Annotated in this window: 2 protein-coding genes; one reads left to right on the top strand and one right to left on the bottom strand. The window is 42.7% G+C overall.

Annotation, left to right across the window (positions count from 1 at the left end):
- The first annotated feature begins 350 nt into the window (after positions 1-350).
- Positions 351-6,389: a type I pullulanase gene (pulA, locus tag HXT60_RS05085; RefSeq protein WP_421791421.1), complete on the top strand. Its 6,039-nt coding sequence runs from the start codon at positions 351-353 to the stop codon at positions 6,387-6,389.
- A 1,204-nt stretch (positions 6,390-7,593) separates the two neighbouring features.
- Here the strand turns inward: pulA and HXT60_RS05080 are convergent.
- Positions 7,594-17,124 carry a Rib/alpha-like domain-containing protein gene (locus tag HXT60_RS05080; protein WP_421790939.1) on the bottom strand — a complete coding sequence of 3,177 codons (9,531 nt, stop codon included), beginning with the start codon at positions 17,122-17,124 and terminating at the stop codon, positions 7,594-7,596.
- Positions 17,125-17,483: the final 359 nt, after the last annotated feature.

Below are 17,483 nucleotides of genomic sequence, written 5' to 3'. Positions count from 1 at the left end.
AAGGAGCTTGAAATGCGTTATGCAATTTCAAGATCAGTCAAAGCGCCCATGCAAGTCGATTCGCACACAAGCTTGTGCGGGTTCGCACTACATGTGCAACTAATATCGCAGTTGTATTTTTGACTTTTGTAAAAATTGCAAAAGTGTTACAATAGCTCCTTACGTGCAAAATTGCGAAAAATTCAATGTGCTTATGGCGATTTGCGTTCAAAATAAGCAATCTTATGTGTAAACCAAAGTTGGTTGTAATAAGAAGTGAAACATAGTTGTGTCACCTATAGTTTTCATGTTTTGCATGGAATAAAACAATATAGAAGCATGTTTGTGCCAACGGAGGAAAGGATATGCAGATGGTCGCTCATCGCCACCTTGCGTCGAAAATAGTTTCTATGATTGCAGCGAGTGCAATGTTAATAACAGGTTTTGCTGTTGTTGGCAATGCAAGCGCTAGTAGTGAGTCTAGTAGTGAATCTAGTAATCCTCAATCTAGCAATCTAACTCTTAACCGTAAGGGCGTTATTGTTACTGCATTCCAGCAGAATTGGAAGAGTATTGCTCAAGAATGCAAAACAACTTATGGTCCTGAGGGTGTTAAGTATGTGCAGGTGTCTCCTCCAAATGAGCATGTAAAGGGTACTCAGTGGTGGACTTCTTACCAGCCTGTGAGCTATAAATTAAAGTCAAAACTCGGTACTGAAAATGAGTTTAAGAGCATGATTGACACTTGCAAAGTTGCAGGCGTTGAAATCATTGCGGATGCTGTTATTAATCACATGACTGGTGCTGGTGACACTCATACAGAGGGTGTTGGTGGAAGCCAATATAGCGCTGCTAAAGAAGATTTCCCAGATGCTGGATATAAAAAGGATGATTTCCATCAAGATGCTAGGAATATTGAGCACTATAACAATGCTGAGGAAGTGTGGAATCGCAGGCTTGTTGGCTTGCTTGATTTGGATACGTCAAAGCAGCATGTGCGAGAGACTTTAGGTAAGTACTTTGCTCATTTGCTCAAGCTTGGTGTTGCTGGCTTCCGTATCGACGCAGTAAAACATATTTCTCCAACAGATATGGCTGCGATTAAGAAAGCTGCTGCTGATGCTGCGCACACTACGCCTGACAAGATTTGGTGGATGCAGGAGACGATTGGTGATCCTTCTGAAGCTAAAGAAATACAGCCAGATCAGCATTTAAAGGAAGGTGAAGTCAACGAATTCCAGTATTCTTACCGATTAAAGAGCAATTTTTATGGTTCAATTTCGAATCTAAAGAATATTACTAATGGACTTGTTCCAAGCGATAAAGCTTCAATTTTTGTTACTAATTGGGATACTCCTCGAGAAAATTATGCGCGCACTCTTACTTATAAGGATGGTCCTCGCTACGAGCTTGCAAACGCGTTTATGCTTGGCTACCCTTACGGAAACCCAAACATTTACTCGGGGTATAGGTTTGATGCAAAAAATAAGGATGATGGTGCGCCTGGTGCGACTGAAACCTCTGTTCCAAATGTAGATTGTTCTCCAACAACTGGTTGGCAGTGCACTCAGCGTTGGACTTCGATTCGTGGAATGGTTGGCTTCTTTAATGCTGTAAATGGTGCTCAAGTCACTAATTGGCAGGAGAGTGACAATAATAACATTGCATTTAGCCGCGCAGGCAAGGGCTTCTTAGCAATTAACAATACTCCAAACGCAAAGAAAGTTTTGTATACTACTGATTTGCCAAATGGTGAGTATTGCAACGTTTATGCTGCGGGGAATTGCTCTAAGACTGTTAAAGTTACAGATGGCAAGGTTGCTGCGACTATTGCTCCTTATTCTGCAATTGCTTTGCATGTGGATTCTAAAGCAGATAGCGCTAGTAAAGCTGGTCCAGCACGTGATGAATCTGATCCAAAATACAATGTTGACGATGCTAAAGACCAGTCAACAACTGTCTATTTTAATGCTAAAAATAAAGCAGGTAATCCAAGTTCTGTAAATATTCATTATCAAATCGGCAATGGATCTTGGACTGCAGTTCCTGGTAGACCAATGCGCAAAGTTTGCGATGGTTGGTTTGCAAGAACAATTCCTAATAATGGCAAGCAAATTACTGCTGTATTTAATGACGGTGGAAGTAATTGGTATAACAAGAACAATCAGTCTAGAGAAAACTTTGAAATTCAAGCTGGTTCGAAAACTTATGTAGTAGATGCCGATTTGAAAGGTTCTGAATCTGCTAGCATTCCTTGCAAGGTTGAGGACACATCTTCAAAGCCTACTGAATTAAAGACAAAGATTGTTATTCACTATAAGCAAAAATATGGTGACAATCGCCATATGGGCGTCTATATCTGGGGTCTTAAAAATGCAGATGGTCAAGAGATAAAAGGTGCTTGGCATGAATTCAATGGTCAAGACGCTTTTGGTAAGACTTACGCAGTTGAAGCTGATGGCACTTACGAGAGCGGAAAAGTTGGATTTATTATTACCGAGAAACCCGTTGATGGTCAGGACTGGCATAAGGACGGCGGAGATCGTAATATCTGGCAAATCGAAGATGGTGTTGGCGAAGCTTGGGTTTACGGAGGAGATTCAAATACTTTTGCAGAACCTCCATCTGAAGTCTCTAACAAGCTTAATAGCATTAAAACATTAAATGTTACTGTTCACTACCGCAGAACAAACAAGGATTACGCTGGTTGGAATCTTTGGACTTGGTGCGGTAGTGAGAAGGGCGTAAAGCAAGATTTTACGGCTCATGATGATTTCGGTAAGATTGCAGAATATACATTCCACAATGATTCTGGCATAAAAGATTCAAAGTTTATTGTGCGCTATTCTATGCAAGGCAACGATTGGGTTTCTAAAGATCCTGGCGAAGGCGATCGCCCAATTCCTGCAAAAGCAATTACTTTAAGCGAAGATGGTAACACTGGTAATGCTGAAATCTGGCTTATGCAGGGCGATAGTAGAGTTTACTTAAGCCCAAACGTAATCAACACGAAGGCTAATGCTATTAATGCTGATATTACGTCTTTTAAGGAATTTACTGTAAACGTGAGCGGCGACCCTTCGGAAGTTGAGAAGAAAAATGTTACTGTAACTGATGTTACAGATTCAAAGAAAAATCAACACAAGACAATAGATATTTCGCAAGTTGCTGTTGTGGATAATAGGATCGTAATCACTGCAAAGAACGAATTAGATCTTAAGAAAATGTATGAAATCAACATTAAGGGTGTTGGTGGAATGCCTAAAACAGTGTCTGCTTCAACTGTTAAAGGTTCTAAGATTGTTCGCACTGATGAGTTTGATCAAAAGTATGCGTACATAGGCGATGACTTGGGTGCTGTTGTAAATGGTAATTCTACGACTTTCAAGCTTTGGGCACCAACTGCTACGAAAGTGGAGTTAGTAACTTATAAGTCAACTGATGAAAAAGCACAAGAAGATAAAAAGCAAGATATGACTCTTGGCACAGAAGATGGAAAGCTTGGCGTGTGGAGTATTACTACGAGTGATGCAAAAGCTGGCACTGCTTATACATACAAGGTTTATTTTGCAGATGGCACTGTTAATAATTCTCCAGACCCTTATGCAAAAGCTGCTGTGCGAAATGGAATGAGATCCGTTGTATTCGGTGGCAATATGGCAACACCTGTATTTCGTAAGGCATCATTTGGAAAGCGTCCAACTGATGCGACTATTGCAGAAATGAATATTCGCGACTTTTCGATTCATGAAAGTTCTGGCGTAGATGTTGCAAAGCGCGGAAAGTATCTTGGTGTAATTCAATCTGGTGCTAAAAAAGATGGCAAGCCAACTGGCTTTGATTATTTGAAGTCCCTCGGCATCACTCACGTGCAAATCATGCCAATGTATGATTTTGGTTCTGTGAACGAAGATCTTAAAGTTGACTATGCAGAGAAGAACGACAAAAATAATCCTCATCAAAACTGGGGCTATGATCCAATAAACTACAACGTTCCAGAAGGCTCCTATGCGTCTGATTCAGCAAATCCTGCTACGCGCATTACTGAGCTAAAGCAAATGGTTGAAGGTCTACATAAGGCTGGTTTGCGCGTGATTATGGACGTGGTTTATAACCATGTTTATAACGCAGAAAAGAACGCTTTTGGACAGACTGTGCCAGGCTACTACTTCCGTTACAACGATGACGGCAGCTTGTCTAATAGATCTGGTTGCGGAAACGATACTGCTTCAGAGCGCAAAATGATGCGAAAGTATATTGTTGACTCTGTAAAGTATTGGGCTAAAGAGTACGGTATTGACGGCTTCCGTTTTGATTTGATGGGATTGATTGACCTTGAAACCATTAAGGAAGTGCGTGAAGCTGTTCATGCAATTGACCCGAACTCGATTATTCTTGGCGAAGGCTGGGATATGAGCCAATTGCCTTATGGAAACCGCACTATTCAGCCTAATGCGTATAAGCTTGCTGAAAATAATGGCGTTGCGTTCTTTAACGATTCCTTCCGTGATGCTGTAAAGGGTCAAGGAGATGATGATGTTGCTGGATTCGTGTCTGGAAACAGAGGCAGCGACAATCTTGTAATGCAAAATCTTTACGGTTGCCAGCCTGGAAACGCAAGCTGCACTGGTAGGCGCTACGCGAATGCTGGTCAGACTGTGCAATATGTTGAAGCTCACGACAATCTTAATCTTTACGATAAGTTGAAGAAATCCTTGCCTAATGAGACAGAAGAGAATCTTAAGAAGCGAGTAATGCTTGCTAATTCGCTTGTAATGTTTGCGCATGGCATGCCATTCTTTGAGCTTGGTCAAGAGTTCTTACGAAGCAAGAATGGTAATGCTAATAGTTACAATGCTGGCGACGGTGACAATTCCGTTAAGTGGGATCTAGTTAAAACGAATGAAGATGCTGTCGAGTACTTCAAAGCGTTGATAAAGCTAAGAAACGAGATTCCAGCTTTACGAGATTCTGAATATTCTGATGTTAACAATAATATGCATTGGATTAAGAGCAGCGATGGTATTAACGCATTTAGTGTTGACAACAACGGTAAAACGTATGTGTTTATTTTCAATGCTAATAGTGGTGAATTTACTGTGAATATTGGCAAAGGAAAGTATCGCGTGCGCATTGCTGATGGGAAAGCTAACAGCAATGATGAGTCAGTGTGTCCTGAAGCATCTGTAGATGACAATGGAAATTACAAGGTTTCTGCTCTTTCGACTTCAGTACTTGTGAAGGATGCTGAAAAGAAGAACGACAATCCTTTTGCAAATATTAATGTTGATGATGTTCTCAAATATAAGATGAATCCTTTGGATATCAATAAGTTGAAGGATGGATCTAAGCCTGGTACGCAGAAGCCGAATCCATCTACTCCTGGGCATGAACAAACTCCTGGTACTGTTACTCCATCACCTCAGCCACCTGTTCCTGGTCCTGTAGTGCCAAATCCGGCTCCAGCGCCTGGCCCTCATCCTCAGCCTGGTTCTAATCCTGTGAATCCGGCTCCTCAGCCAGCGCCAGTTCCAACTCCAACTCCTGGAGAAACTCATCCTGGAACTCATGAGCCAAATTCATCTACGCCTGGTCGTGAGCAAACTCCTGGAGACTCTGATACTGAAAATCATCCTGCTCCACATACTTTAGTCCCAGATGTGGGTACTGCTCCTAGTAATTCCGAATCAGGTTCTGCATCCCAGCAAGGCTCTAAGTCTAATACGCCTGCTCATGAACCTAATAATAGTATTGAATCTAAGCCTAATGCTGAGTCTCACTCTACTTCTGAATATCAAACTCATTCAAAACCTAAGCAGAATGTGCATGAAAATTCAGATCAGTCTAAACCAGCTAAAACAAAACCTGAATCTTCCTCAAATTCTGCTGTATCTGCGCCTGCTAAGCCATCATCAGCTGCTCCAACTCCTACTGCACCGGCAACAGTGCAGCAGCTTAAGTCAGAGCTAAGAGGAACTCTGCTAGTACGAGACAATAATGTTGCGAATGCTGGAATTGTGAACAAAGTAAACATTCGCATTCAAAACGGCGAGTTTATTGAACGTCTGAATCGTGAAGGTATTGCATATGCTTACGCATACATCTACTCGTCTCCGCGATTGCTTAAAGGCTCCGACGGTTCAAAGTATGTTACTGTACGAATGGTGAATGGCGTGCCTCAATTCGATGCAATATTCCCAGCTGGATACTCTGGTAAACACACTGTTCTACTTGTAGACGAGAGTGGCAAACAAATCGCATGGACTGAAGTAACTGTTGTAGATAATGGTGTTTCAAAGCGTGGTGGATCTATGCTTCAAACAGGAAGCAACATTGTTTATACTTTTGCGCTGTTCATTATACTTACATTTGTTGCAGCTATTGCTCGTTATAAAGTTGCATTTAGATAGATTTGTGGCTTTGAGTTTTAAAGCGTCGCGCGCGAGAGCACTTTTGTAGTGCGTTTGCTTTGACTGAGCTTGAAATTTCATAACGCATTTCAAGCTCCTTCAAAGCGTGATTTGGCTTAAACGTAAAGTCCAGTGGACTTTACGCGCCAGATCAGCCGAGCGGCTACTAATAGACGTTCGGAATCACACGGCTAATCCGCGCGAACGACGATCAACCTTGTAGTGCGATTGTATGACGACACGCCGTAAATCAGGTACAAACGCACTACAAGGTTGCGCCAAGTTAGGTATAGATTCGAGATTTTTCGCACTGAATGAAGCGTATCGCTCGCGCGTTACAGCGCGCTCACGTCTTCGCTTGCGTTGAAAGCACACTGTGCTTTCAACTTTGAGCAAGCTCAGCGAATCGAAGTGCATTCGCGCGCTACGCTTTAAGCGCTCAAGCAAGTCGATTCGCAGCTCTTTGATGGTGATTCGCTGAAGTAGCAAGAAAAATCGAGAATCTCGGTGATAAAAACCACGCAAAAGTTCTAGATATTCAGAAGGTTTGATGTATTTCTATACGAGCAATAAAAGAGGAGAGTAGCGACGGGATTTGCGAGGAGAGAAATACTCAAACCTCGCGCAATACCAAGTAAGGAAACCGTACTACGCTCTAAACCCAGACGCTCGCCTAGATGCCAGCGGCTGCTACTGCTGAGCTGCTGCTTACTTACAAACGCCGGGGAATTTTCTCCGGCGTTTGTAGTCGTTTTGGCGTTATGTGGAAACATTTGCTGTGTTATTCCACGGCATCTGTTTTCGCTCTGGCTTTATTTGACCACATTTGCAGGAAAAATGTAAGGCGATTGGAGTTGCGTTAAAAATTACGTAAGTAGCTCTGTAGTTCAGTATGCCATATTTAGTACGTGTAGCATTGCGTATGTCGCCTGATATTACCTAATGCCAGTAGTACGCTGTCATTATCGCAGTGGTATGCTATTTCGCTACCGGTACCCGCTACCAGTACCCAGATCATTTAACGGCATCTATTTGTAGCACCTATATCTCTGTAGATTATACCTCCGTAGCCTACAGTTCTATAGCTTTACAGATATAACAATGCTCCGTGGTTGAAGAGTTGTCGTAAATTTTGCGAACCCTTTTATCACGGAGCATATGTATATTATTTATTCAATTTTAATATTTGTTGCACCACCAACGTTTAGTCGCGCTTCTTCCTGCGAATAATGACTGCGAATGCAGCACCTATTGCGGCTGCGAGTGCAGCAACAGCGCCTGCTGCAGTAATTGCAGAGCCTGTATTGGTTAACTTTGATTGCGCAACCTGGCCGGAGGAGTGACGTGCAGGAGACTTAGGAGCTTGTAACTGAGTGTTATTGCTCTTATTCCTGTTGTTTTCACTGTTGCCAGTGTGTTCATCAGAATCATGAGAACCAGATTCATGTTCTGGGGTTGGCGCAGGTGCTGGTTCCGGTGTCGGTGCCGGTTCTGGCGTTGGTGTTGGTTTCTTGGTTGGGTTGTTTCCTACTTTACCGTTTGCCTTGTTGGATGGTTGACCATTCTTCTTGGCTTGCGCGGTAATCGTACTACCATCCTTGATTTGGGTTGCAGGGATGGTGACTTTACCAGTCTTAGGATCAACAGTCACGCCGGTTGGAGTATTACCGTTAATAGTCCAGTTACCATTCTTATCTTTCTTCACGGTAATTGTTACAGGAGTCGTTGTATCGCCTTCTGGAATATACGTGATTTCTAGAGTATCAGCATCTGCTGGTGGGGTAACAGTTGCTGAACCTTGCTCAACACCATCTTGTGGCGTGAGTATAGTCGGCTCACCCGCAGGCGTTGGCGTTGGTGTTGGCGTTGGTGTTGGTTTCTTGGTTGGGTTGTTTCCTACTTTACCGTTTGCCTTGTTGGATGGTTGACCATTCTTCTTGGCTTGCGCGGTAATCGTACTACCATCCTTGATTTGGGTTGCAGGGATGGTGACTTTACCAGTCTTAGGATCAACAGTCACGCCGGTTGGAGTATTACCGTCAATAGTCCAGTTACCATTCTTATCTTTCTTCACGGTAATTGTTACAGGAGTCGTTGTATCGCCTTCTGGAATATACGTGATTTCTAGAGTATCAGCATCTGCTGGTGGGGTAACAGTTGCGGAACCTTGCTCAACACCATCTTGTGGCGTGAGTATAGTCGGCTCACCCGCAGGCGTTGGCGTTGGTTCTGGTGCAGGCTTCTCCTTTTCGCCAACTTTAGCAGTTACCACTTCTGACTTGCTCTTGCCAGTCTTATCGCTACTGTCTTCTGATTGCGCAGTAATAGTGCTACCGTGCTTAATCTTGTTTGCTGGAATCGTAACAACGCCAGTTTGCGGATTAACGGTTACGCCTTCTGGAGCGTCTCCGTCAATCTTCCACTCATGCTTGTCGCCTTCAGCAACAACAGTAATCGTTGCGGTTGTTTCACTGCCTTCTGGAGTGTAAGTAACTACAACCTTGTTCACGCGCGTATCCGTGAGATCAGGCGTCACGCTAGCACCACCCTCGGCTGGAGTGTCAATCTTTGGCTTAGTTATATTTCCGTTGACAGTAATATTTACACTATCGCCCGTCTTTGCACCATCACCCTTACCGTTGGTTGGTGTGAGGGTGACGATGGCACCAGGCTTTTGCTTGTCGATAGTAATAGTGAAGTTGCCATCTTTATCTGCGGTACCAGTTCCGATTTGATTGCCATTGTTATCGGTAACAGTTACTGTTGCGCCCGGAAGAGTCTTTCCAGTGATGATTTGTTTAGTAGAATCATCTGGATTGTCTTTTAGCGTTTGCTCACTAATCTGTGGAGTCTTAAAGCCAGTTACAGCAGTAGCGGGATCAGATGGTTTGTCCGTCTTGTTCTTAGATACTGCAGTAATAGTGCTGCCGTCTTCCAAATTCTTTGTTGGAATAGTAACAACGCCAGTATCTGGATTAACGATTACGCCTTCTGGAGCGTCTCCGTCAATCTTCCACTTACCATTGTTATCCTTCTTAGCAATAATTGTGCGAACTGGCTGTTCTGGACCATTGATTGAATTTGGCTTAGCATTGATTTCAATTTTCACAACCGTTGTGTCATCAGTTGGCGGAGTTACAGTTACGTTTCCGTCGTTCTTCTGGTTGTCGGTTGGTACCGTAATCGTTGGCTTTTGTGGTTTAGCAGTGACGGTTACAGTAGTTGCATCACCATCAACTCCACCCTTGCTTGGAACAAGCTTGAGTGTTGTGCCAGGATCCTTCTTATCGATTTCGATAGTGAAGTTTCCGTCTTTGTTGGCATCTCCAGTACCAACAGTATTACCGTCATTGTCTTTGACAGTTACTGTGTTTCCTGGCTGAGTTTTACCAGTAATAGTTGTCTTATCAGACTTATCTGGTGTGTTTTCTGCTTTGCCACCATTAATAAATGGCTTGTTTTGTTCCACAACGTTTACTATTACTGGTACGTTCACAGGATTTGCGATACCCGGAATAGTTACCACGACAGTACCGCTCTTATTGTTTCCAGCTGTCTTGGTATCTGGAGTACCGTTAGTTGCCCAAGCAAACTTGGTTCCGTTAGGTAACTCATCCTTATTGGCAATGCTGTTTTCTGCGCTTGGAGAATCACCAACATGTACGCTCACCGTTTTACCGGCTGGATTTGGCACAACGAACACATTGACTGAAATGTCAACATCTGGCTCGCCTGGCACCTTAACGGTCACAACGCCTGGTTGGTTGCCAGTCTTTGACGTATCAGGCTTCTTCTTCCAAGAAATACTAGCATCCTTAGGTAGATCCTTATGATTCTTAATAACATCCTCTGGCTTAGGAGTAGTGTCAGTTGTGTCACCATTCTTCTTTTGCAACACAGTTACGTCGTTTGCAACAGGTGCTGGTGTCACAGTAATTGTTACTGGCACTTCTTGAGGTGCTTGCCCTGGAATCTTGACAATCACTGTGCCACTAGCAGTGCCTGGCTTGTCGGTCTTTGGAGCAGCATCCTTCTTCCACTCGAATGTGGTTCCCTTAGGGAGTTTGGTGCTGTTATCAATGCTGTTCTTAGGATCAGGATTGCTGTTCTGTGCAACGGTGGTTACCTTTGCTATAGGCACAGGGTTTACGTTCACAGTAACTATGGCTTCCGCTGGATCTTTCACACCTGGAATATGAACGAGCACAGTGCCGTTAGTGGTGCCTGGCTTGTCGGTCTTTGGAGCAGCATCTTTCTTCCACTCGAAGGTGGTTCCCTCAGGGAACTTATCTTTATTAGCGATACCCTTCGATGCGTCTGGAAGGTTGTCGCCAACCTTCACGTTCACAACATTCGCTTCTGGCTTTGGCAAAACGCTCACTGTTACAAGCACTTCTACAGGGGATTGACCTGGGATGGTAACAATAATCTTGCCATTCTTTGCGCCAGGATTGTTAGTATCTGGCTTATCTTCAGGTTTCCACTCGAACTTAGTGCCCTCAGGGAACTTACTCTTATCGCTAGAATCCTTAATAACATCCTTAGCTTCTGGCAAATCCTTGCCCTGTGGCACGTTGACTTCAGATGCACTTGGGTCAACAACGTTAACCGTTACTTCAACTTCTTGAGGAGTATCAGATCCAGGAATAGTAATCTTTACTTTGCCTTTTACGCTGTTACCTTCCTTAGATGTGTCTGGTTTTCCGTTGTTATCCCACTCGAACTTAGTGCCATCAGGGAACTTATCCTTATTGGCAATGCTGTCTTCTGGTTTAGGCTCCACGCCCTTTGGCACAGTCACAACTTTAGCTGTAGCAGTTGGAGACTTAATAGTTACAGGCACGTTGATAACAGTTGTTGATCCATCCGGATATGTAACTGTTACAGGCACTTCAAACTTTCCAGCCTTATCTCCATTAGGGATCTTAGACTTATCTCCCTCAGCAATAGAGTAAGTTGGCTTATTTGTTTCGTTCGTTGGCCAGGTAGGAACACTTACTTTGCCAATAATTTCGTCGTCCGAAGGCTTTTGACCATTATCTTTTTCAAGATTATCTGCCTTAGGTGGGTAAAGTTCAGACTGCTTATTGCTAATAGTTACTGGCACGTCAACAGTGTCAGTTGTGCCATCTGGGTAGGTGACTTTAACCTTAACAGTAGAGTTTCCAGGAGTCTTACCATCTGGAAGCTTTGTATTAGGCTCGTTCAACTCAATCTTTGGTTGTTCCTTTGAATCTTTTGACCAATCAGGAACAGTTACATTCTTAGTTACATCATCAGATGTAACCTGCTTGCCAAACGGCTTAACAACAGGTGTTACCTTTGGCTCGAAAGTATCCGACTGCTTGTTCTTAATAGTCACATCAACAGTAACTTCATCAGTTGTGTTATCTGGGTACGTGACCTTAACCTTAACGTGATAAGTGCCAGGCTTTGTGCCGTCTGGAATATCCTTATCGGCGCTTGTGATAGTGACTGTTGGCTTATCGCCATCCTTCTTTGGCTTAAAATCAGGAACAGTTACAGCAGCTGTAACAGCTTTCTTGGTCTTTTCTTTACCAGTGCCATACGGCTCTTCCACAGTGTCAACTGCAGGAGTGTTCGCAGTGGCATCGGTATCTGTAACTACTACAGGCACTTGCACAACAGTGCTGGAACCATCTGGATATGTGACCTTAACAGGTACGTTAGTTGTGCCAGTCTTATCTGTAGTTGGTAGAGGAGTTTTTGGATCTACAAGCTCTACTTTTGTTTTAGATTTATCTGGAGTCTTGCCATCAACTGTAGAAGTCTTCACAGCATTCTTAATGTCTTCAGCAGTAGGTGCTGGATCATTACGCTTCTTGTTGATAGCTTCTGCGCCTGGTTTGTAGGTCTCGTTATCTGGCTCGCCAACTGTTACAGGAACTTCCACGTGATCCTCAGAACCGTCAGGATACTTAACAGTAACCTTAACGTTTACGGTTCCAGGAGTCTTAGTGTCGATAGGTGTTTGACCTTTATCAACTGTAATTGTTGTACCATTTGGTTTATTTGGAACAGTGACTTTAGCAATGATGTCATTGTCAGAAGGGCCACTTTCTCCATACTTCTTAGTGATTCCGCCGTCAACCTTTGGCGTATGAGTTTCACTTTGAGGCTTTCCTACAGTAACCTTTACTGTTGCGTGATCTTTAGAGCCATCCTTATATGTAATGGTTACAGGAATATCGAAAGTACCAGGCTGAGTGCCATCTGGAACAGTCTTAGCTTTGTCGTCAATAGCAATACTTGCGCCTTCTGGAAGCGTTATATCTTTGCCTTGCTTATCTTTACCAAAGCTAATGCCTTTATCCTTGCCAACGCCGGTAATCTTGCTGGATATACCTGTATTCGGCGTCTTATTGTAGTCAATGTTAATTGTTTGACCTTCTGGCGTGTAATCCTTGTTTTGTGGATCCAAAACTTTAACAGTTACTGTTGCAACGTCACTAGAGCCATCCGAATACTTAACCTTAACCTGCACTTTGCTTTCGCCAGGCTTATCGGTGCTTGGAACGTCTTTTGTGTTGACGATTTCTACTGTTGGATTTTGCTTTGGAGAGTTTCCATTCCACGTCAAGCCATTGCCATCGCCAAACGACTTAATCTTATTTGCAATATCTTCCTTAGAATTCCAATGAACAGTAATCGTCCTGCCAACAGGGTCGTAGTTGTTAGACTCCCTATTAACGACAATAGGCACTTCAATCTTGCTGGAAGATCCATCTGGATATTTAACAGTTACAGGAACAGTGTAATTTCCATCATCTGTAGGAATTTTTCCAACTTCAAATGTTATACCAGTCTTATCGATTGGCGTATTTGGATTATCATATTTTGTTATTGTGATCGCGTTGGTAATTGCGTTGTTATCCTTAGGATTATCAACTTGCTTAGCAGTAGCAGTATGCTCTTCAGCATCCGTGTACACGGAGATTTGAACCTTAAGCTTAGACTCGTTGCCAGCTTCGTCTGTAACAACAAGCTCACGAGACCACTTGTTATCGGACGAATTAGTTATACTCGCATCTCGTTTTGCAGTGCCCTTAATATGAATAGTCGCAGGCTTTTCTGCAGAATTCCCGTTTTGATTGTCAATAGTGATTTTTCCGTCATGACCTGGGAATGTTGCTATTGTTGCACTCTTAATCTTTCCGCTGTTGTCATAAGCGTTGATATCAATGCTGAACGGTTTGCCATTATGCACCTTGAACTGGTAGTACTCAGCTGTTTTCTCAGTGTCTGCTCTCTTTGCCTTATTGGTACTAGGTGTGTTAATAACAGGCGCGATATCGTCCTTAACGGTAACGGTTGTAGTAACGTCTTTAGTTGAACCGTCCTTAAATGTTATGCGAACTTTAGCATCTTTCTGCTCGCCAGGCTTATTCCAATCTGGTTCTTTAGCCCAAGAATACTTAGCGTCCTTAGGCAGTTTCTTCACTGCTTCTAGATCAATGCCGCTCTTAGGATCCGGATGCTTTGTGCCGTCGCTCATGTTGTACGTAACAGGCGTTCCTGTGACTTTGCTGTACTTATCTGATTGCGGTTTAACGATAAACTTCACAGTAACTTTATTAGTGTTGCCCGAAGGGTCCACAGCTGTGATGGTACGCGTATACTCGCCAGGCTTAGTGTTGAGTGGAGTAGTGCCGTCAAGCGTCAAAGTCTTAGGATCTGCAGTTGTGCCAGTTCCAGTAGGAGCTTTTTCTGTCTCGCCTGGAGTTTTAGGCGTTAAAGTAAGAGTTGTAACTTCTCCGCTATTGTCTGTTGCAGTAATCTTAATATCGTTTTTATCACCGCGGTACGTAGTGATAGTAAATACTGGTGGGTATTTTGGACCATCTGGATATCCAGGATCAATGGTGTTATATGTACCACCGTCACCCTTTTGCTGAATCGCAACTTTAGGACTTTCGTTATCCCTAACAGTTACCTTAACGTCAACAGTTTCAACGCGTGGGTGATTTTTGTCGTTAGTAGGAATAGTTACAATAACTTTTCCAGACTTTTCTTTGCCAACAGTGGAAGTGTCTGGAGTGCCGTTAGTTTCTTTGCTCCAAGCAAACTTAGTTCCTTTTGGTAAGCTTCTGTGGTTGGCAATAGCCTTCTTTGCGTCTTTTTCGTCTAGCTTATGACCTAAGTCAACAGTAATATTTCTCGGCTTAATGTCTTCTTTTTTCTCCACTTTTACAGTCACAGTTTTTTCTGTTTTGTGACCAGCAGCATCAGTTGCAGAGAACGTAAGAGTGTAAGTGCCAACCTCTTCAGGCTTAAAGCCGGAGAATGTATAAGTAAGTTTCTTCTGTGTGTCTGTATTATTCTTAGAATCGTACTTGACTCCAGCGCGAGTTGGGTTACTAAGCAGCTTTGTTGGGCCATTGTTAAACAGAGCCATCGTTGCTGTTGCTGTGTCAATAGATTCAATCTTTACATCATCTTTTGCAGTAAGCTGAATTTTCAGATCTTCGCCAACTTTTACGGTAAAGCTATCTTTATCGGCAGTAAGCGTTGGAGCTTTGTCATCCTTAGTAGCCTTCTTAGCGTCGCTTGCGTCAGAGCTTACGGAATCTGCAGTAGTAGTTACTGCAGTAATGTTTCCTTCAGGAATGCCGTTAGCAACTGTAATTGTAACTTTGCCATCAGCTCCAACGGTTCCAGTGCCGATTTGTTGGCCCTTGCTGTTCTTAAGTGTTACAGTGCTTCCAGCTGTGCCAGGACCAGCATTAACTACAACTTCCTTGCCTTTTACGCCTGCAACGCCAGTCAAATCAGTCTCAATCTTAGGCTTTTGAGGGCGAACAGTGAAAGTGACCTTTTCTTCTGCAGTACTGCCGTCGCTAAATGTGACTTTAGCAGTGTAAGTCTTCTTTCCCGCAACGTTTGTAGAAGGTTCGCCGTTCACCCACTCTGCGCTCTTAATTTTATCTTTAACATTCTTATCGGTTATGCCAAGATATTGCTTAGCGTCAACTTTGTTGCCGTCTTTGGTCTTTGTGAGCTTATCGCCAACAGTAGCATTAACGGTATTTCCATTAAGCTTATGTTGCAAAGAAAGTGGCTTTTTAATGTATACAGGAATCGTAACAACGTGATACGAGTTATCTGAGTACACAACTTTTGCAGATGCGTTTGCGGGAAGAGTTTCCCTTCCGTTAAAGTACTCTTGTGGAATATTGGTTTGAGGGAATGGATTAAAGACGAGTTTCCCTCCGCCTTCAATCCCAGTAACGTGAGGCTTCAAGTCGTTTTCAGTAAGTGCATGTCCCCAATCAACAGTAATCGGTGTAGCAGTTGGCTCCTTGTACTTTTTATTAAGGTTTTCAAGTTTTATTTTTACTTGTTTTTCTGCTTTGTTTCCAGAAGTGTCGGTTGCAGAGACAGTAATCGTGTAGTCGGAGTTTACAGGATTGCCACTTTTATCTTTGTGTATAAATGTAGTCTTATTAATAACCTTGGTATGAGGATTGCTTTCGCTAGCATCAATACCATTATCGTTTTTCTCGTCAACATTGCCATTTTTAGCAAAGTCTGGCAATCCGCTTACAGAGAATTTCGTTACTTTTCCACTGTCGTCAGATGTTCCGAATTTGATTGTAGGAGTATCGCCCTGATACACGGTAATGCTGTTGTTGGAATCGCTAATCTCTTTGCCATTAAAATACAGCTTTGGAGGTAAATTGTCGCTTTTTGTGCGCTTAAGATTTGGTTCTTTCCAGCGCTCGCGACCAGAAATAAAGGTGTAAGCAGAGTTAGTCGTTCTACCATAAGTACTTGTATTTGCCCATGTATAAGCATCTTGAATGTCGTCAAGAGTGACTCCTTGACGTAATTTTACTTTGCAATGCATGTGTACTGCATAGTCGACGTTTGTAGTTCTTAAGCCGATGCCGTAGCTTTTGTTCTTATATACGCCTGTTAATGTTGTAGCATTGCTAATAACCCCGTCGCCTGCATTCTTGTGGAAAGTATCACTCAAATCTTGCTGGTTGCTATTCCCCATGCGTATGCCCAAGGTTATTTTGTAAATAGAATTTCCAAGGTGCTGATCATCTTGCAAAGGCTTACTAAGTGTTGCTGATTGGCTATCTTCTTTAGTGAATAATGAAAAATCGCGTGAAAGAACAGCGTTTGTTGTTTGTGGACTAGTGCCATTTCGTTTATAAAAATCAAAGCTTAAATCACTTAATGTGTCTCCATTGTAATAACCATTATTTAAGTCAGCAACTGCAAAAGGAATTTGCCAAACATACTGTTGTTGTTTGGAAGCGCCAGTCATATCTTTACCGTCGTTGTTAAAGAACACATCGAAGACTAAATACTTAGCACCGTTGTTTTCTTCAAGATGTGCATACATATCCGATTTCTTGGTGGTGTTATCGTAATCACCCAAACCGTCGGATCCTATTTGACCGATTTTTCCGTTGCTGTTAGCAAAGCGATACCTTTGGAACTCAAGAATATTTGGCGTATGCAGCCAAGGAGTAGGATCAGCGTTACGCACTTCTTGCGCAAAAGCTGCCGTAGTTGGAGGAAGAAGAATATTAGAGGATGCGAGGATTGGCTGACCACCCAAGCAGGTTGCTGCAGTGAGAACTGTGGCAAGTGTGCTCAATGAAACCTTGCGCATGGTTGCATACGCAGAAGATGAATCAACGTTTTTAAACGAGCTCTCAACTTGCTCGCGTGCATGCTTTTTGCGGTTGCTATTTGCCATAATAATCCGTAATCCTTTATTCTTGTGCTTCTTAATTTAACGTTCCCTAATGTGTGTCGTATATAAACTTGTGTCTAGTTCTTCTTCAAATACTAATTTTGTGTTTTCATAAAGCAACGGTAGACAATAAGTACGTTTATATACATGCTGCATAATATTATATCGTATTTTTACTATTTTGTCGTAATTTTTTTATTGTTAAGTGTTCTATAACTGTAAAATTTCCTGCGGGGGGGGGGGGGGTGCTCTATGTATAAAATATTGTCATAACGACGGATTGTTTAAAATTATCTAAAATTTTATCGTTTTATAGTAATTTATTCGCATATGAATTAATCACACTTGTAGCGTTTCTTGTA

Origin of the sequence: Gardnerella sp. KA01002, assembly GCF_049244015.1 — a bacterium.
Classification (GTDB): Bacteria; Actinomycetota; Actinomycetes; order Actinomycetales; family Bifidobacteriaceae; genus Bifidobacterium; species Bifidobacterium vaginale.
This window is presented reverse-complemented; position numbering and strand designations above follow the sequence as displayed.